The 17,455-nt window shown below is 36.4% G+C and carries 17 protein-coding genes, 1 tRNA gene and 1 riboswitch; of the genes, 6 read left to right on the forward strand and 12 right to left on the reverse strand.

What is annotated here, in order from left to right:
- Positions 1 to 44: 44 nt before the first annotated feature.
- The gene (locus IAE51_RS06410; protein WP_004255784.1) at positions 45 to 878 is read right to left on the reverse strand and encodes an energy-coupling factor ABC transporter ATP-binding protein; all 834 of its coding nucleotides are present in this window, start codon (positions 876 to 878) and stop codon (positions 45 to 47) included.
- A 143-nt stretch (positions 879 to 1,021) separates the two neighbouring features.
- Here IAE51_RS06410 and IAE51_RS06415 point away from each other — a divergent pair.
- Positions 1,022 to 1,109: transfer RNA gene (locus tag IAE51_RS06415), tRNA-Ser, on the forward strand.
- 65 nt (positions 1,110 to 1,174) lie between these two features.
- Here IAE51_RS06415 and eno read toward each other — a convergent pair.
- On the reverse strand, positions 1,175 to 2,443 hold the full coding sequence (eno, locus tag IAE51_RS06420) for a phosphopyruvate hydratase (RefSeq protein ID WP_003131198.1): 1,269 nt from the start codon (positions 2,441 to 2,443) through the stop codon (positions 1,175 to 1,177).
- Positions 2,444 to 2,522: 79 nt separating this feature from the next.
- A riboswitch (Fluoride riboswitch) is annotated at positions 2,523 to 2,594 on the reverse strand.
- A gap of 140 nt (positions 2,595 to 2,734) precedes the next feature.
- On the opposite strand from eno, the gene IAE51_RS06425 reads away from it, so the two are divergent.
- Positions 2,735 to 3,241: a DUF2325 domain-containing protein gene (locus tag IAE51_RS06425; protein ID WP_029344779.1), complete on the forward strand. Its 507-nt coding sequence runs from the start codon at positions 2,735 to 2,737 to the stop codon at positions 3,239 to 3,241.
- A 108-nt stretch (positions 3,242 to 3,349) separates the two neighbouring features.
- Here the strand turns inward: IAE51_RS06425 and nrdG are convergent, their stop codons facing one another.
- Positions 3,350 to 3,955: an anaerobic ribonucleoside-triphosphate reductase activating protein gene (gene nrdG / locus IAE51_RS06430; protein ID WP_025016575.1), complete on the reverse strand. Its 606-nt coding sequence runs from the start codon at positions 3,953 to 3,955 to the stop codon at positions 3,350 to 3,352.
- Complete coding sequence (nrdD, locus tag IAE51_RS06435) at positions 3,952 to 6,195, reverse strand: anaerobic ribonucleoside-triphosphate reductase (protein ID WP_010905257.1); 2,244 nt, start codon at positions 6,193 to 6,195, stop codon at positions 3,952 to 3,954. Before nrdD ends, nrdG begins: the two co-directional genes overlap by 4 nt.
- Positions 6,196 to 6,538: 343 nt before the next feature.
- Between nrdD and IAE51_RS06440 the strand changes: the two genes are divergently transcribed.
- Positions 6,539 to 7,858: a LysM peptidoglycan-binding domain-containing protein gene (locus IAE51_RS06440; protein ID WP_010905256.1), complete on the forward strand. Its 1,320-nt coding sequence runs from the start codon at positions 6,539 to 6,541 to the stop codon at positions 7,856 to 7,858.
- 38 nt (positions 7,859 to 7,896) lie between these two features.
- On the opposite strand, the gene IAE51_RS06445 is transcribed toward IAE51_RS06440, so the two are convergent.
- The 5 genes from IAE51_RS06445 to IAE51_RS06465 form a co-directional block, all read right to left on the reverse strand.
- A complete protein-coding gene (locus IAE51_RS06445; protein WP_003131192.1) occupies positions 7,897 to 8,181 on the reverse strand; it encodes a hypothetical protein in 285 nt (94 codons plus the stop codon).
- Positions 8,178 to 8,726, reverse strand: a complete 549-nt coding sequence (locus IAE51_RS06450) for a DUF6036 family nucleotidyltransferase (protein ID WP_033900392.1) — start codon at positions 8,724 to 8,726, stop codon at positions 8,178 to 8,180. Before IAE51_RS06450 ends, IAE51_RS06445 begins: the two co-directional genes overlap by 4 nt.
- A 118-nt stretch (positions 8,727 to 8,844) precedes the next feature.
- A complete protein-coding gene (locus IAE51_RS06455; RefSeq protein ID WP_023189990.1) occupies positions 8,845 to 9,357 on the reverse strand; it encodes a cysteine hydrolase family protein in 513 nt (170 codons plus the stop codon).
- A 165-nt stretch (positions 9,358 to 9,522) separates the two neighbouring features.
- Complete coding sequence (locus IAE51_RS06460) at positions 9,523 to 10,368, reverse strand: aldo/keto reductase (protein WP_200095018.1); 846 nt, start codon at positions 10,366 to 10,368, stop codon at positions 9,523 to 9,525.
- A gap of 64 nt (positions 10,369 to 10,432) precedes the next feature.
- Positions 10,433 to 10,897 (reverse strand): GyrI-like domain-containing protein, encoded by a 465-nt coding sequence (locus tag IAE51_RS06465; protein ID WP_010905253.1) that lies wholly within the window; start codon positions 10,895 to 10,897, stop codon positions 10,433 to 10,435.
- A gap of 213 nt (positions 10,898 to 11,110) precedes the next feature.
- Between IAE51_RS06465 and IAE51_RS06470 the strand changes: the two genes are divergently transcribed.
- From IAE51_RS06470 to IAE51_RS06480, 3 genes are all read left to right on the forward strand, one after another.
- Positions 11,111 to 11,587 (forward strand): S-ribosylhomocysteine lyase, encoded by a 477-nt coding sequence (locus tag IAE51_RS06470; protein ID WP_003131187.1) that lies wholly within the window; start codon positions 11,111 to 11,113, stop codon positions 11,585 to 11,587.
- 187 nt (positions 11,588 to 11,774) lie between these two features.
- A complete protein-coding gene (locus IAE51_RS06475; RefSeq protein WP_003131184.1) occupies positions 11,775 to 11,942 on the forward strand; it encodes a hypothetical protein in 168 nt (55 codons plus the stop codon).
- Positions 11,926 to 12,945 (forward strand): Gfo/Idh/MocA family oxidoreductase, encoded by a 1,020-nt coding sequence (locus IAE51_RS06480; protein ID WP_017864067.1) that lies wholly within the window; start codon positions 11,926 to 11,928, stop codon positions 12,943 to 12,945. Before IAE51_RS06475 ends, IAE51_RS06480 begins: the two co-directional genes overlap by 17 nt.
- 45 nt (positions 12,946 to 12,990) lie before the next feature.
- On the opposite strand, the gene IAE51_RS06485 is transcribed toward IAE51_RS06480, so the two are convergent.
- The 3 genes from IAE51_RS06485 to IAE51_RS06495 all read right to left on the reverse strand — a co-directional run bounded on the left by IAE51_RS06485 (position 12,991) and on the right by IAE51_RS06495 (position 17,450).
- Positions 12,991 to 13,644 (reverse strand): YcjF family protein, encoded by a 654-nt coding sequence (locus IAE51_RS06485; protein ID WP_010905251.1) that lies wholly within the window; start codon positions 13,642 to 13,644, stop codon positions 12,991 to 12,993.
- A 96-nt stretch (positions 13,645 to 13,740) separates the two neighbouring features.
- On the reverse strand, positions 13,741 to 15,618 hold the full coding sequence (locus IAE51_RS06490; RefSeq protein ID WP_021723426.1) for an ABC transporter ATP-binding protein: 1,878 nt from the start codon (positions 15,616 to 15,618) through the stop codon (positions 13,741 to 13,743).
- A complete protein-coding gene (locus IAE51_RS06495) occupies positions 15,615 to 17,450 on the reverse strand; it encodes an ABC transporter ATP-binding protein (RefSeq protein WP_058210989.1) in 1,836 nt (611 codons plus the stop codon). Before IAE51_RS06495 ends, IAE51_RS06490 begins: the two co-directional genes overlap by 4 nt.
- Positions 17,451 to 17,455 lie beyond the last annotated feature (5 nt).

The following is a 17,455-nucleotide window of genomic DNA, read 5'->3' on the forward strand; positions in this document are numbered from 1 at the left end:
CTCACGTTAATCGCGTGTAACTGACAGAAATTCTGTCAGTAAATTTAGCGCAACTTATCAGCCAAAAGCTCTACCAATTCGTCTTCTGACAGATACTTTTCTGGTAAATCAAAGCCATTTTTTCGCAGGTCTTTCATTAAATTTGAAGAGAAGGGAACATCTAGTCCAATTTCAACCATATCCTCACTCGTTGCAAAGAGTTCAGACGGTGCCGCTTCCTTAATTATTTCTCCTGCTTTCATCACTAAAATTCGGTCAGAGCTTGCTGCTTCATCAAGGTCATGAGTAATAGATAAAACGGTCAGTTGATATTTCTCTTTAATTTCATGAATCACGCGCATAATCTCTTGACGCCCGGTCGGATCAAGCATTGAGGTTGATTCATCAAGAATAATGATTTCAGGTCGCAAAGCAATAATTCCGGCCACAGCTACCCTTTGCTTTTGTCCACCAGAAAGTCTCGCGGGTTCGCGGGTTTTGAAATCAAGCATATTGACAGCAAGCAAAGCTTCGTCGACTCGTTTAATCATCTCTTCCCGTGGAATTCCTTGATTTTCCATACCAAAAGCGACATCATCTTCAACTGTTGCCCCAACAAATTGGTTATCCGGATTTTGAAAAACCATCCCAATCTTTCGACGAAGATTCCAGACATTTTCAGCAGTCAAAAGTTCTCCATCAATTTTGACTTTTCCTTCAAATTCTTCAAAAAGACCATCAATCAGTCGAGCAGTTGTCGATTTACCAGAACCATTTTGGCCAATAATCGAAACCCATTCCCCTTTTGTAATCGAAAAGGAAACCCCATTAAGCTGATTTACATCGCTTTCTTTTTCATATTTAAAAACTAAATTTTCTACTTCGAGAATTTTATTCATAGCCCTTATTATACCAAATTTTAGACACTTTTAAGCATTTAGTTTTATATTTCTACTAAAAATGACATTCTTTATCGCCAAAACAAAACATTCAAAAGTCATTGCTAAACGAGAAGGTATTTTGTTATAATATTAAAGTAATCGGAGAAGTGTCCGAGTGGCCGAAGGAGCACGCCTGGAAAGTGTGTATACGTCACAAGCGTATCGGGGGTTCGAATCCCCTTTTCTCCTTTATAAATTCACATTCTTAAAAATAAAAAACATTAATTATAAAAATTAATGTTTTTTATTTTTATCTATCCTGGAAAACTAGCAAGAGCTACATCTTTTCCTAATTCTTCTTCAATTCGCAAGAATTGATTATATTTTTCAACCCGTTCACTTCGAGCCATTGAACCTGTTTTTATTTGGCCAGCATGCATGGCTACCGCAAAATCGGCAATGTAGCTATCAACTGTTTCACCTGAACGATGAGAAATCATTGTCTTATAGCCTGCTTTTCTCGCTAAACTAATGGCTTCAATCGCTTCAGTTACTGTTCCGATTTGATTAAGTTTAATCAAAATAGCATTTGCTACACCTTTTTTAATTCCTTCTTTGAAAATTTCAGGATTTGTCACAAAAATATCATCACCTACTAATTGAATTTTTTGACCTTGAGCTTTCGTTTGAGCTGCAAAGCCCTCCCAGTCATGTTCAGAAAATCCATCTTCAATGGAAATAAGTGCTGGATATTTTTCAACTAAATTTTCATAGTAAGTCAATAGTTCTTTAGAAGTCAATTTTTGCCCTTCAAAACGATAAACTTTTTCTTTATCATCATAAAATTCACTTGAAGCTGGGTCAATGGCAATCGCAATTTCTTCACCAGGAACATATCCTGCACTTTCAATTGCTTGATAAAGTGTAGCAATTGCATTTTCAGTAGAACCAAGTTTAGGGGCAAAGCCACCTTCATCACCTACGGCTGTTTCTAGCCCTTTGTCAGCTAAAATTTTCTTCAGAGTATGGTAGATATTTGCAATTTTTTCTAAACCATCGCGAAAGCTTTCCCGTTTGACTGGTGTAATCAAAAATTCTTGAACGTCAATTCCTGAATCGGCATGTACTCCACCATTAATGACATTGAAAAATGGTTGTGGAAGTTCCAAATCAACTCCACCAAGATAGCGATAGAGTGGAATTTTTTCACTATTCGCTGCCGCACGAGAAATGGCCATAGAAACCCCTAAAATTGCATTAGCCCCTAAACGAGATTTATTTTTTGTCCCGTCAAGCTCAATCATCAAATGATCTAATTTTGCTTGATTAAATGGTGATTGTCCTTTCAAGGCTTCATAAATTTCGCCATTGACATTTGCGACGGCTTTAGAAACGCCTTTCCCTTGAAGGCGGTCTCCACCATCTCTTAATTCAACTGCTTCACGGTCTCCAGTTGATGCTCCTGAGGGTACTGCTGCGCGTCCTAATGTTCCATCTGTTAATCTAACATCTACCTCAACGGTTGGATTTCCTCTAGAATCAAAAATTTCTCTTGCGTGGATGTTTTCGATTGTGACTGTCATAATAAATCTCCTTTTCTTTGCCTTTAATGCCTTGTAAGTCAAAGAAAAAATGGCAGACTACAAGGCAAAAAAAAGACTTTGCTTTGTAGGCGCCATTAGATTCAAGCTATTCTTGAAACGGTTTCGGGTGTGCACCATACCCATCTACTATTAATTTACCACTTTATTTTTATGAGGTCAAATTTTTGAAACTTATATTTTAAAAAATACATTTATCATTAAGCAAAATTGTGTTATAATCACTATAATTCGCTCCTGTCAGTAAAGACAGAGCCATCAGTAAGGAATGACATGAAAACACTACTTGTTCTATGTGAAGTTAAATATTGGCATGATTTTAGAGAGGGCTTGGCAAAAGTTGGCGTTTCTTTTCTTGGTTTTGATAAGAAAAAACCTAATCGATTTGAGATTGACCAACTTGTTGCCAAAGCTGATTTCGTCGTTATGAGAAACCGCAATGTGGCTCATCATTCAGTTCAATTTGCTAAAGAAGCTTGTAAAGCAACCGATACACCCTTTTGGATTAGTAGTAATTTCGGTTTAGAAACCATTATCAAGCAACTTTCTCAAACTTTTCCAGATGAATCTTTTGAAAGCACCGACCAAAATAAGAAAAGCAAAAGAAAAATTGAAAATAGAGTTATACAAAAGCAAAATTCTTTAGCCGAAAGTGCCCAAAGCAAAGAAAGTCAAAATTATTTAAAAGGAAAAAAGAAACATCTCCCTCTAAAATCGGCGCTAAAAGATTTCAAAATTACTGACGACGAACCAGATTTTACAAAATTATTTAAAAAATAAGCGCTGACGCATTTGTCAGTGCTTATTTTTAGTGACAGAATTTCTGTCAGAAGATAGCCGTTGGCACTTTAGCGCTTACGGATATACTCAAATGTCCATCAGTAACTTTTAAATTAATTTTTCTTTATGAATTTGTTCAAAAGTTTTTTCACCATCATTGAGTTTTTCCCAAATGACAACTTGTCCTTGTTTTCGAGATTTTGGTACATCGATAATCCGCTGATTTGATGACCCACGGAATTGGAGCATTAAGTTTTTCTTTGATAATTCAAAACGACCGTCAACTAAAATATCTAACAAATCAAGCATTTCTAATTTGTCATCTGTTTCAAGCAACATCTCTTCCCATGTATAACCTGTCCATGACCAAATATCTTTATCCGGTAACTCACGACGAATCCGTTTGAGCAAAGGAATCAAAAATGTCGTATTCAAGAAAGGTTCCCCACCAAGAAGCGTCAGTCCTTGGACATAAGGCTGAGCAAGGTCAGCCATAATTTTATCTTCAAGCTCTTTGGTATAGGGCGTTCCATAACGAAATGACCAAGTGGCTTGATTATAGCAGCCCTCGCAATGAAACATACAGCCACTCACATAAAGTGAGCAGCGCACCCCTTCACCATCAACGAAATTGAAGGGCTTATAATCTGCAATATAATTTTGTGAGAGTTCATCAGCTCTCCATTCTCCTGGTTTTGGATTGTTCATACTTATTTCTCCGCAAAATATTTTGATTTCGCTTCGTCAACTTCGACTGAATCAATCAAATTTCCATCGTTCAAGGCTCCGACAGAACCATTCATATGTTTTACACGTGATGAAATTTCTTTGTGACGACCATGAACCATTGGACGTGCTTGCGGATTTCCAAGATATCCACAAGTTCTTTTGACAACGTCACAGGTTTTAGGATCATCATTGCCACATTGTGGACATTTAAATCCACGTTCCGTTGCCGCAAAATCTCCTTCAAAGCCACAAGCATAGCAGTGGTCAATTGGTGCATTTGTTCCAAGATATCCAATACGATCGTAGGCAAAGTCCCAGACTGCTTCAAGAGCTTTCGGATTTTGTTGAAGAACAGGATATTCACAGTAATGAATGAATCCACCATTGGCATAAACAGGATAGTCTTTTTCAAACTCTAATTTTTCAAATGGAGTTGGATTTTTACGCACATCATAGTGGAAAGAATTAGTATAGTAATCTTTGTCAGTAATATCTGCAACTGAACCGAATTTTTCTTTATCCATTCGGCAGAAACGGTCAGTTAAACTTTCTGACGGTGTTGAGTAAACAGAATAATGATAACCAGAGGCTTTAGACCAATCTTCACAATCTTCATGCATTCGTTTCACAATTTCAATTGTAAAAGCTTTAGCTTCAGGATTATTTTCCCAAGTTGGGCCATAAAAAGTAGTCGCCACTTCATAAAGTCCAATGTAACCTAAACTTACAGTTGCACGTTCTTTATTGTACAATTCATCAACTGAACCTTCGGCATCAAGACGTCCCAATGCACCATTCATAAAGAGAATAGGTGCATTTTTAGGTTGTGCTTCTTTAGCACGTTCAACACGAAAAGCAAGGGCATCATGAGCAATTTCAATTCTTTCATTGAAGATTTCCCAGAATTTTTCTTTATTTCCAGCGGCTTCAAGAGCAATACGCGGAAGGTTAACTGTAACAACTCCAAGATTATTACGTCCAGCAGTCACGTCATTCCCATTTTCATCTTTCCAGCCTTGCAAGAATGAACGACAACCCATTGAAGCTTTAAATGAACCTGTTAATTCAACAATTTTATCATAGCTCAAAATATCAGGGTACATCCGTTTTGTTGAACATTCAAGCGCAAGTTCTTTGATGTCATAGTTTGGTGTCCCTACTTCGAGGTTAAGTCCACGTTTGAGTGTGAAAATTAATTTAGGGAAAATAGCAGTACGGTGTTCTGAACCTAAACCACCAATCCGGACATTCAAAATTGCTTTTTGAATTTCACGCGCATACCAATCGTCTCCAAGACCAAAACCAACTGTTACAAAAGGCGTTTGACCATTTGAAGTAAACAAAGTATTAATTTCATATTCTAAAGATTGCATTGCATCATAGATATCTTTGGCTGTTTTTTCACGAGCATAAGCTTCTTGTTTTTCAGCACCATCAATCCATTTTTGTGCATCTTTTAAATGTTTTTTATAATTTAATTTCGCGTAAGGCGCCAATACTTCATCGGCACGGTCAAATGAACAACCACCATATTGTGAACTAGCCACATTAGCGATGATTTGACTGGCTTGCGCAGTTGCTGTTTGAATTGATTTTGGCGAATCTACTTGCGCATTTCCAAGTTTAAAACCATTTTCAAACATATTTTTAAAGTCAATCAAACAACAGTTAGCCATTGTAGTAAATGGACTATAATCAAGGTCATGATAATGAATATCACCCTTTTGGTGAGCGTTTGCCACATGTGGCGGAAGAAGTTTCAAACCAATTGCTTTGGAAACCGCACCAGCTGTCAAATCACGTTGAGTATTGAAAACGTTAGAATCTTTATTGGCATTTTCATTAACGACAGTTTGGTCGCGATTAATTAATTTTTCAATCGTGAAATTGATATCCGTTGCTTTGGTACGGGCCAAATCACGGTTAGCACGATAAGAGATATATTCTTCAGCCAATTGAGTTTCACCAGACTCAAGGAGTTCTTGCTCAACAATCGATTGAATTTCATAAATTTTGACATTTTCAGAAAAACGAGTAAAGATTTCACTGACTACTCTGTCAGTAAGTTCTGAAAGAACCGACATATCTGTCAGTTCGACTTTTTTAGCCGCTTTAGTCAAAGCATCAAAAATTTTCTCACTGTTAAATTTCACTGAGCGTCCGTCACGCTTTATCACATTAATTTCTTCTAGTGTTACATCTTGATATTTTACTTCACTTTTCATATTAACCATCCTCTTCAATTACATCATCTATTTTATCAAATTCTCGGAAATGACACAATATATAGTTTAAATTATGTAAACACACACAATATCTTGTGTTGCTTGTTTTCATTCCCTTTTCTCAATTTCGCAAAGCAAAATATAATCTCTTTGTATTTAAAATGTAATCATTGCGTCTTAAATCAGATTTTTTATCTAAATTCTCACATTTTCTAGCCAATATAAAACATTAAATAAAAAACGTTTACAAACCGCCACATAATTGTCATCTTTTTCTTCCATTAACCGTGGTAAAATAGGGTAGTACTTATTTTATTCTGTATTTTCAGGAAAGGAATTATTTATGCCAGTTTCTCGTATTAAAGTTAAAAATAGACATTTAAAAAAGAAAGCCAAAAAACCACTGGCTTTTTATAAACCAGCGACCAAATTTGCTGGCGCTGTTCTCATTGCAGGAACTTTGACGACCACTCATGAGCTTTTGCTCCAACAAACAAGCCCAATGGTTCAGGCTGCAACCAATTCGACAGAAGCTTTTATTGAAAGTATTGCTGCATCAGCAAAACCAGTTGCCGATAGTAATGGTCTTTATCCTTCAGTTATGATTGCTCAAGCTATTTTGGAAAGTAACTGGGGTTCAAGCCAACTTTCTCGTGCCCCCTATTATAATTTATTCGGTATTCAAGGAACTTATCAAGGAAAAAGCGTTGTTTTTAAAACTCAAGAATATCTCAATGGTAAATGGGTCACAAAAGATATGCCATTTAGGGTTTATCCTTCCTTTAATCAAAGTTTCCAAGATAATGCTTATGTTTTAAAAACTACAAACTTTGGAAATGGTCCTTATTATGCTAAAGCTTGGCGAGCAAACGCGGCAACCTATCAAGCTGCAACCGCAGCTTTAACAGGAAAATATGCAACTGACCCTAATTATGGTGCTTCACTGAATCGAATTATTTCTCAATATAATTTGACTCGTTTTGACGGTGCTTCTTCTGCTGGTACTTCTAATTCCGGTGGTTCAACAGCTACAAATACCAATAATAATTCAAATACAAGCTCAACCACTTATACAGTTAAATCTGGCGATACACTTTGGGGAATTTCGCAAAAATATGGAATTAGTGTTGCTCAAATTCAAAGCGCAAACAATCTTAAAAGTACAGTCATCTATATTGGGCAAAAGCTTGTATTGACAACTTCAAGTTCTTCGTCTAATACAAATAGTTCAACTTCTTCAGGAAATTCTGCCGGAACTACAACGCCTACTACTTCGGTCACTCCTGCCAAACCAGCTTCACAGACGACGATTAAGGTTAAATCTGGTGATACGCTTTGGGGACTCTCTGTCAAATATAAAACGACGATTGCTCAACTCAAGAGTTGGAATCATTTGAATTCTGATACAATTTTCATTGGACAAAACTTGATTGTTTCACAATCTGCCGGTTCTTCAAGTTCTTCAACAGGTTCAAGCTCAGCCTCTACGAGTTCAACTTCTAACTCTTCTGCAGCTTCAAATACCTCTATCCATAAGGTTGTTAAAGGAGATACGCTTTGGGGACTTTCACAAAAATCTGGTAGCCCAATTGCTTCAATTAAGGCTTGGAATCATTTATCAAGTGATACCATTTTAATTGGTCAATATCTTCGTATTAAATAAATTGTAATTTATAAAATAAAAAAAGAATGAAAGTTAATTCATTCTTTTTTTAATTCTTTTAAAACAGACTGAAGATGAATCGATTGAGTCGGTTCAGACATGCCAACAGTCATTTCCCAAGGTGTTGTTTCTTTTTCAAGCGCGAGTTCAAGAAAAACGCGTTGAAAAGAAGTTAATTCTTCAGAACTCATTAAATAATCAATATCTGTTTTTGAAAGTAAAATTTTGTCCCGTTGAATCACTTTATTTAAATAACGGACCCAAAGTTCTAAATTCCATTTAGACTTTTGAGCAGCATTCAGGAGATATTCAATCCACGTCATTGCAATAACCTCAGTATTTTTGGATTTTTTCGTAAATAATTTTTTAAGGCATCTTCACCGTAAGCTAAACTAAAAGCCTCTAAAATGACCGCTGGGTCTGCTGAACCATCTGTATGTTTAAATCGTTCTAAGAGAGGATCTGGACTTTCAATTTTTAATTTTTTCATTATTTTTGCGATGTCTGGAACATCTTTGGTTCGGCCAGCCTGTATTTTATCGATAAGAATAGATTCGAGTGATGACAGACCAACAGTCAAATGACTTTCCACAAAAATAATTGTTTCATCTGTTTTTGAATGAGACATGACTTCGCCGACTGCTTGACTCAACCAAGGTTCATTAGAGGTTCCGACATGAAATTCTTCACCAATTTCTTGAATGATTTTTTCAACTTTTTCGGTACTTTCATAAAAGGCATCTATATCCTCTGTTGCCTTCATTCCATAATATTCAAGCACGAAACCACCAACACAATGTAAGTGAAGTTGCAAATTTTCTTCTGAAAGTTTTTCGTTCAAGCGGGAAAATAATTGATGATAATCCAAATTTATACCTCGCACTCACCTTCAAAATTTTTCTTATTTCTCACTCCATTATCAATTATCATAAGGATTTTGTCAAGTTGAAATTACTGACAGACCTGTCAGTAACTTTTTAGCAAAATTAGGCATTCGTGATTTCTATTTGACAAGAACGCATTGTTTCAAGTGCTGCCAAATGTTTTTCAGGTGAAACTCCAGCACAGCAAGAAGCATCAACACTTATTTTTACTTCTGGCGCATAGGCTTTGATTAACAAGGCATTGGAAACAACACAAATATCCGTACAAATTCCGACAAGTTCAACTTCATCATAATTTTCATCTCGAATAAATTCTGCCAATGTTCTGGAACCAAAAGTTGTTTTTTCAAAAATTTTAGCAAAGCCAACTTGAGCTTCTTTACGAATTTCCCAACCAAAAGTACCATTTTGACAATGAATAACTGGCAGATTTTTGCCTTCTTGTGTCGTTAAATAATCTTCAAAATGGGTGTCTTGGGTTGCTAGACGATTTTCTTTAGAATATTGAGAGAGTTTTTCAATAACATTTGGGATAATGGCTTGTGCTTCTTTCGTGCCCAAACTTCCATCAATAAAATCATTTTGAAAATCAACTAAAACAAGTGCTTTTTTCATCATTTCTCCTTGATATTTGATCATTTTTCTTTATTATAGCAAAAATCTAAAAAGCCTGTCAGCAAAATTTTACTGACAGGCCTTTTTTAAATTACTGACCAAATTCTCTGCTGTCTTTTAAGAGATCTAAACAATCTGTCAGTAAAATATGTTCATAATTATTCTTTAGAAATCAACTTCATCAGGGTTTTTAGCCAAACCAGCTTTTCCATGAAGGCTGTCAATAAAAGCAATATCTTCAATACTTAAATCAAAATCAAAGATTTCTGCATTTTCTTTAATTCTTGCAGGGGTTACTGATTTAGGAAGTGGTAAATATCCTTTGTGAAGAGACCAACGCAATACCACTTGAGCAATACTCTTGTTGTATTTACTTGCCAAGTCTGCAAGTTCTGGAACTTCAAAGATTTTACCTGTTCCAAGTGGGCTGTAAGCCTCAGTCAAGATATTGTTGTCAACATTAAAACTTACAATTTCTTCTTGTTGATCACTTGGGTTGACCATAATTTGGTTAACTGCTGGTTTAATTTCAGCAAATTTCAACAATGGTTTTAGGTGACGTGGGTGGAAGTTTGAAACACCAATTGCACGGATCCTACCAGCTTTTACGCCTGCTTCCATGGCTTTCCAAACTGCAAGATTACGTGTTTCAAAATCAGGGCGGAATGCTTTAGGATTTGGCCAATGAATGAGGTACAAATCAACATAATCAAGTCCCAATTTTTTCAAGGATTCATCCAAGGCTTTCGCAGCGTCCTCTGTTGTTCCTACACCCCAAAGTTTTGTTGTAACGAAAAGTTCCTCACGGGGAATTCCTGAATCAGCAATTGCTTGACCGACTGATTCTTCATTTTTATAAACTGCCGCTGTATCAATATGACGATATCCTGCTTCAAGTGCTGCTTTTACCGCATTATAAGCTTCTTCTCCGCTCGCAGATTGCCAAGTTCCAAAGCCAACTTTTGGAATTTTAATGCCATTGTTTAGTGTGTAAGTGTCTGTTAATGTCATGATTTTTTCTCCTTAGTAATTTTTGAAATACAACAACTCGTCATCAATGAAACTATTTGGACTTTTATATTCTTTCAATTGGAAACCATAGTTCTAACTCTTCAGGATTTTCTGCTGAAATTGATTGATGTTCTTGTACCGCTCCAACAATTTTTAAATCATTTTGAGTTAGATAATTCCACATATCTGAATAAGTCTTGTTCATTTCATAAGTTGTTGTTTCAACAACGAAATAACGAAAGCCCGGAAGTGTCCATTTAGTCCAATTTTCAGGCTTTTGCGCTGAATTTTCAACTTCAACACCTGCCAGATAGAGTCCACCATTATTCCATGGTTTAAATTGCCCTGATTCATCAGACATGGCCCCCCAAATTGTGAGTGGCTGCTTAATCAAATGAATAATTTCCTCAAAAGCGTTGGTTGCTTCTTGCCAGAGTGGTGGAATCCAAATGTCAGCTTCTTGTGCTTTACCTAAGCCTTCTTTTCCAATGATGGAGAAAGATGACTTTTCAACTTCTCTGATGTTCACTTCCCCTCCTCACTCTTTTTGACAATGATGTTTCTTGCTTTTTTAAGCAATAAGGCTTCTTTTGAAACCGTTATAAAGTCATTTTACCACTTTATAATTAAAATGAAAAAATATTTCGCTCAAAAAATGATAAAATAGAATTAGAATTTAAAATAAAGGAGGAGATACTAACAAGGCTGACTTTTATCAGCTGAGTTTTGTATCCTATATCTTATGGCTGAAGTAGAATCTTTTCAATTAGACCACACAAAAGTACTTGCCCCTTATGTCCGTTTAATCGGTAGCGAAACTGGGCCTAAAGGCGATGTTATCACTAATTTTGACGTTCGTTTTGTTCAACCTAATGCGAATGCCATTGGAATGGCCGCTTTACACACTATTGAGCATAGCATGGCTAGTTTAATTCGCGATAGAATTGATGGCATGATTGACTTTTCACCTTTTGGATGTCAAACTGGTTTCCACATGATTATGTGGGGTGAACATAGTTCAGAAGAAATTGCTAAAGTAATTAAATCTTCTCTAGAAGAGCTTGCAAGTGACGAATTTGGTTGGGATAATGTCCCTGGTGTTGCTGAAAAAGAATGCGGAAATTACCGTAATCACTCACTTTTCGGTGCTAAAGAATGGTCTAAGAAAATTCTTTCTGAAGGAATTTCTACTGACCCTTACGAACGTAAAGTAATTTAAAGTTTACTCCAAAAGTTCAGCATTTTTAAATTACAAGTGCAACTTCATTTCCTTTAGTAAGGAATTTAATCGGTCAAATTTTTACTGACAGCTCTTGTCAGTAACTTTTTGACTTTTATCAGTCAAATCCACTTAGAAAGGAACTGAATTCAGTAGGCACTTTACTTACTGAAACCTAATTTATCTTATGGGAAAATATCAACTTGATAATAAAGGACAGAAATCTGTCGGAAAATTTCACGAAAAAAACTCAACGGTAGGCGGAAAAGGCATTAATACAAAGAATGCCACTCAAGCTAAAATTGAAGCCCTCCGTGCCAAAATGGAGAATAAAAAGAATGACAAAAAAGCTTAATATTGCCTATGTTGGTTTTGGTAAATCAACAAATCGCTATCATATTCCTTACGTGAAAGAACGTGAGAATATTGTGATTAAACGAATTGTCAACCGGACTTTAGGAAAACGTCCTGAACAAGCAGAATTAGAAGCAAATGGAACTTTGTTCTCCACTGACATCGCTGATATTATTAATGATGATTCAATTGATTTAGTAGTCATTGTGACTCCAGCTTTTGCTCACTATGACTATGCTAAGGAACTCCTTTCAGCTGGAAAAAATGTACTCTGTGATAAACCATTAGTCGAAACCTTGGAACAAGCTAAAGAATTGGTAGCTCTTGCCAAAGAAAAGAATCTTTTCTTCATGCCTTTCCAAAATCGACGCTTTGACAGCGACTTTTTAACCGTCAAAAAAGTGATTGAGCAAGGTTATTTGGGTGATTTGGTAGATATCACTGTCAATATGGACCACTTTAGACCTAATGATGCCAGTCAAGGTGGAAATTTTGATGGCGCTTGGTATGGTCACGGTGTTCATTTAGTGGACCAAATGGTTTCACTTTTTGGCGCTCCCAAAGAAGTTCAATATGATATTCGAGCAACAAGAGATTATGACAGTGTCGATGATTATTTTTCTGTCAATCTTCTTTATCCAAACTTGCGAGCAACTGTTGCTGCTACTGAAGTCGCTGCTCTACCACATCCAAAATGGCTTGTTTATGGTACGAGAGGAACTTTCATCAAAATGGATGTTGACCAACAAGAAAATGATTTAAAAGTTGGCATGTTCCCAGGTGATGAAGGTTTTGGGCAAGACAGTCCAGCTGATTTTGGGCAACTTACCTATTTCAATCAAAATGGTGACCGCATTGTGAAGCATATTCCAACGGTTGCTGGTGATTATGGTAGAGTTTATGATTCAGCTTATGAATCAATTATTAATGGAGCTGACAAGTTGGTTTCCGATGAACAAATTTTGGCTGTCATTAAAACTTTGGAAAATGGTTTTTCTAAATAATAATAAAAAGACTTATCAACTGATAAGTCTTTTTTTACTGACAGCCTATTTTTTCTTATTGGCTTTTTGTAATTTACTGACCAAACCTTTGAATTGACCTTCAAAAGTCAGGACATTATTGAAAATATCTTCGCCATCATTAAGCATTTTGACAGTTACCCAGCCTAAGGCTTCTGTAATTGTTGTCGCCACTGTGGCATTAATTGCTCCACCTGCAATTGTTCCCACCGCAGGAACAAATTTTAAAACATTCCCTACAAGGCTTCGACCTAAACCAACAACAACTAATTCCTTAGTGATTCCTTTTGCCAATGCTTCTGACCAAGAAGCCCCAAATATCTTATAAAGTCGCATCATCATTGTCAATTGAATCGGAACAAGCAAGACGGCATCTGAAAAGGGAATTGGTGAAAAGCCAACAATTGCCGCCGTCAAGGTAGCGAAATGAATGGTTTCATGGCATTTCCTTCGCGTTTGACTGTCCACTCCAACCAAAAATTCATCAAAGAGGTGGTCAAATTTCTGAGAATTGCTAGCTAAAAACTGCTCTGCTTTCGCTTTTGAAACAGTTAAAGAAGAACTGATTATTTTTGCGGAACGAGCAGGCATTTTTTTGAGCACTTGATTAAAAAACTCCTCAAAAGCTGCATTGCTTTCTTGATCATTTTCTTTTATTTTCTTGTCTGATTTTTTAAACATTATCGCTCCTTCTCGCCTACTTTTAACTCATTATAACAAAATAGACGCTTAATAAACAAAAAAATCAATCAAAAAGAGACTGATTTTTTCGATATCTTATTTTGCAAATTGCGAATTATAAAGGCTGGCATATAATCCGTTTTCTTTAAGGAGACTTTCATGGTTCCCCATTTCCACAATATTTCCATTTTCCATAACCAAAATCTGATTGGCATCACGAATAGTTGATAAACGGTGAGCAACGACAAAGCTTGTCCGTCCTTTTAATAGACGATTCATCGCTGATTGAATCAGGCGCTCCGTTCTTGTATCTACACTGGATGTGGCTTCATCCAAAATCAATATTTCTGGATTTGCTAAAAAGGCACGGGCGATGGTTAATAACTGCCTTTGCCCCTGAGAAATATTGCTTGCGGCTTCATTCAAAAGGGTTTGATAACCTTGAGGTAAAGTGGTGATAAATTCATCAGCATGTGCCATTTTAGCTGCTTGAATCACTTCTTCTTGTGTTGCTTCAAGACGACCATACTGTAAATTATCCATAATTGTCCCTGAGAACAACCAGGTTTCTTGTAAAACCATTGCCATTCGTCCACGTAATTGTTCACGGTCAATTTCGCGAATGTCTTTTCCTTCAAGTAAAATTTTTCCCGAAGTGACATCGTAAAATCGTTCGAGCAAGTTAATCATTGTTGTTTTACCTGCTCCAGTTGGTCCCACAATGGCAATCATTTGCCCAACTTCAACGGAAAAATTAACATCTGTCATTAAGGATTGATTTTCATTATAAGAAAATGCGACTTGGTCAAAATTGATGAAATCAGTCTTGTCAGTCGCTCCTAAATTACTGACAGCTTTTTTTGAACTTTCGTCAGCAACTTTTTCACTGACAGGAATTCCGTCAGTCATTTCTTTTTCATCTAATACTTCAAAAATTCGTTCGGCTGACGCAACTGTAGCCTGAATGGTATTGAGCATATTCGAGATATTTGTGATTGGCTGTGCAAATTGATTGGTATATTGCAACATGGCTTGAACATCTCCGAGATTAACCGTCCCTGAAATAACTTTAAGACCACCAATTACGGCCATGGCTAAGTAATCTAAATTATTGATAAATCGCATGGTTGGATAAATCAAAGTCGATACAAATTGAGCTTTCCAAGCTGATTTATAAAAATTATCATTTCTTTTTGCGAATTCTTTTTCAGCTGAGGCTTCATGATTGAATGTTTTAATGACCGCATGTCCTGCATAATTTTCTTCAATTTGGTCATTCAATAATCCCAGATTTTTTTGTTGTTCAGCAAAGAATTTTTGCGATAAAGGTGCAACAATCCTTACCGTAATCATTGCCAAAGGAACTGTGATAAAGGCGACGAGTGCTAACTGCCAAGAGATGGTCAACATGAAATAAATAGTTCCAACAAATTGCAAGAGACTTGTGATAAGCTGAATCAAAGTTTGATTTAAAGTCCCTGAAATATTATCCATATCATTTATCATTCGACTCATGATATCCCCATTACTATGACTATCATAATATGAAACTGGCAATTTTTTCATTTTGTTTTTAAATTCACGACGTAAAGTATAAACTGTTCGTTGCGAAATGCGTGTCATAATGCTTTGTTGCAAAATCCCAGAGATAAATGAAATCAGATAAATGACCATGACATAAAGCAAAATAGATTCGACCTTAGCCATGTCAATTTGAATTGCGGTATGATTTTTTAGACTTTTTGTTACGCCATCAAATATCACTGTGGTTGCATTTCCCAAAATTTTGGGTGCCTGAACCGACAAAATGACTGACAGCGAAGCAATTAAAATTGAAAAAAGAAGTCCCCATAAATCTCTGCGCATATATTTGAAAAGTCGAATAATCGTTGGAAAGAAATTTTGAGCTCGCCGACCTTTTTGAAAACGGTCAGCCCCTTTGCCACCTCGATTGAGATAATTTCCTCTCATCATTGGTCATCACCTCCTCTGGCGGTCAAATGTGCAATTGAAACACCCATCTTGACCAAATCATCATCCGAGAGTTGAGATTGCATTGTTTCTTGATATTGCGGACATGATTTTGCCAAACTTTCATGAGTACCAAGTCCTACGGCAATTCCATTTTCTAAAACTAAGATTTGGTCAGCTGACATAACGGTTGCGATTCTTTGAGCCACAATCACCTTGATTTTATTTTTATGTTTTTCCGAATGATTAATAGCTGTTCGTAATTGTCTGTCAGTAGCAAAGTCCAAGGCCGAAAATGAATCGTCAAATAGATAAATTTCTGCCTCTTTAATCAAGGTTCTAGCAATCGAAATTCTTTGTTTTTGACCACCAGAGAAATTTGCGCCATTTTGTTCGACCGCCAGCTCAAGTCCACCTTGTTCACGAACGAAATCAGCAGCTTGTGCAATTTCCAAAGCTTGCCACATTTCTTCATCTGTTGCATCACTTTTCCCAAATTGAAGATTCGAGCGGACAGTTCCCGAAAAAAGTTGAGCTTTTTGTTGCGTAAAAGAAACTTTTTCATGCAAGTCATACTGTGAAATTTGGCGAATATCAGTACCATCAATTGTGACACTTCCATTTGTCGGGTCAATTAATCTGGCAATCAAATTCAAAATCGTTGATTTACCAGAACCAGTCCCCCCAATAATTGCTAAGGTCTGACCAGCTGCTACATTTACTGACAAGTCACTTAGCGCTTGTCTTTTTGCTTCATCAAATTTGAAAGATACATGATTAAGAGCTAGAGAATTGCGGACAGAATTGCTTTCAGACAATTTGTCATTTCCGTCAGAGGATAGCCGTTGGCGTCTTAGCGCCTCTACGGATATGCTCGAATTTTCATCAGTAATTTTATCTTTAGATTCTAAAATTTCTCGAACTCGAACAGCTGAAACCTGAGCTCGTGGCACCATGACAGCAACTGCTGATAGTTGCATAAATGACATCAAAATCTGTGTGGCATAGGTCAAAAAGGCAACTAATGAACCCATTTCCATCATATTTTTACTGATAAGATGAGCGCCAAACCAAACAATTCCAATATTTGTAAAACTGAGAATAACCGTCATAATTGGCATTAACATCGCAATCGTCGTCAAAACCACTTGACTGGTATGTGTCAAATCACGGTTAGCCTCATCAAATTTATCAATTTCATATTGGTCTCGTCTAAAAGCACGAATCACCCGAACACCAGTTAAACCTTGTTGAAAAATCAGATTAATTTTATCAACTTTTGTTTGCATTGACCGAAACCGTGGCATGGAAATAGCAATATTAATAACGACAGCCAAAGTTAAAATAGGCAGGGCAATCAAAAAAACCAGCAGTAAATCATGTGATAATTTCCAAGCCATGAAAATAGAACCAATGAGCATCATTGGCGCCATGAGCATCATTCGTAACATCGTTTGAAAGACATTTTGCAATTGAGTCACATCATTTGTTGTACGTGTAATTAAAGTTGCATCACCAAATTCCTGAAAGTTGCGCTCGTCCATGAATAAAACTTTCTTAAATAAATCATGGCGTAATTTCAGGCCCAATCCTTGAGATTGTTTGGAAGCAAAATAAACATTTCCAATTGCCGAAAGCCAACTGGCCAGAGAAACGAAAAGCATAATTAGACCCATAAACCAGATATATTTCATATCAGATTGACCAATACCTTTATTGATAATATCCGCTGTAATCGTTGGAAGCCAAAGATTAGTCACAACTTGAATAACTAACAAAAAAAGTGCCCAAAATACAGGCCAAAAATTTAAATATCGCCTTCCAATCGTTAGCATAATTT

Source organism: Lactococcus sp. S64, from assembly GCF_016516525.1.
Classification (GTDB): domain Bacteria; phylum Bacillota; class Bacilli; order Lactobacillales; family Streptococcaceae; genus Lactococcus; species Lactococcus lactis.

Excerpts from the sequence above, each read along its gene's own strand:
- IAE51_RS06460 (WP_200095018.1), bottom strand. The coding sequence starts at position 10,368 with ATGACATTAACAGACACTTACACACTAAACAATGGCATTAAAATTCCA.
- nrdD (WP_010905257.1), bottom strand. The coding sequence starts at position 6,195 with ATGAAAAGTGAAGTAAAATATCAAGATGTAACACTAGAAGAAATTAAT.
- IAE51_RS06480 (WP_017864067.1), top strand. The coding sequence starts at position 11,926 with ATGACAAAAAAGCTTAATATTGCCTATGTTGGTTTTGGTAAATCAACA.
- IAE51_RS06470 (WP_003131187.1), top strand. The coding sequence starts at position 11,111 with ATGGCTGAAGTAGAATCTTTTCAATTAGACCACACAAAAGTACTTGCC.
- IAE51_RS06425 (WP_029344779.1), top strand. The coding sequence starts at position 2,735 with ATGAAAACACTACTTGTTCTATGTGAAGTTAAATATTGGCATGATTTT.
- IAE51_RS06485 (WP_010905251.1), bottom strand. The coding sequence starts at position 13,644 with ATGTTTAAAAAATCAGACAAGAAAATAAAAGAAAATGATCAAGAAAGC.
- IAE51_RS06455 (WP_023189990.1), bottom strand. The coding sequence starts at position 9,357 with ATGAAAAAAGCACTTGTTTTAGTTGATTTTCAAAATGATTTTATTGAT.
- IAE51_RS06490 (WP_021723426.1), bottom strand. The coding sequence starts at position 15,618 with ATGATGAGAGGAAATTATCTCAATCGAGGTGGCAAAGGGGCTGACCGT.
- eno (WP_003131198.1), bottom strand. The coding sequence starts at position 2,443 with ATGACAGTCACAATCGAAAACATCCACGCAAGAGAAATTTTTGATTCT.
- IAE51_RS06440 (WP_010905256.1), top strand. The coding sequence starts at position 6,539 with ATGCCAGTTTCTCGTATTAAAGTTAAAAATAGACATTTAAAAAAGAAA.
- IAE51_RS06445 (WP_003131192.1), bottom strand. The coding sequence starts at position 8,181 with ATGACGTGGATTGAATATCTCCTGAATGCTGCTCAAAAGTCTAAATGG.
- IAE51_RS06475 (WP_003131184.1), top strand. The coding sequence starts at position 11,775 with ATGGGAAAATATCAACTTGATAATAAAGGACAGAAATCTGTCGGAAAA.
- IAE51_RS06495 (WP_058210989.1), bottom strand. The coding sequence starts at position 17,450 with ATGCTAACGATTGGAAGGCGATATTTAAATTTTTGGCCTGTATTTTGG.
- IAE51_RS06410 (WP_004255784.1), bottom strand. The coding sequence starts at position 878 with ATGAATAAAATTCTCGAAGTAGAAAATTTAGTTTTTAAATATGAAAAA.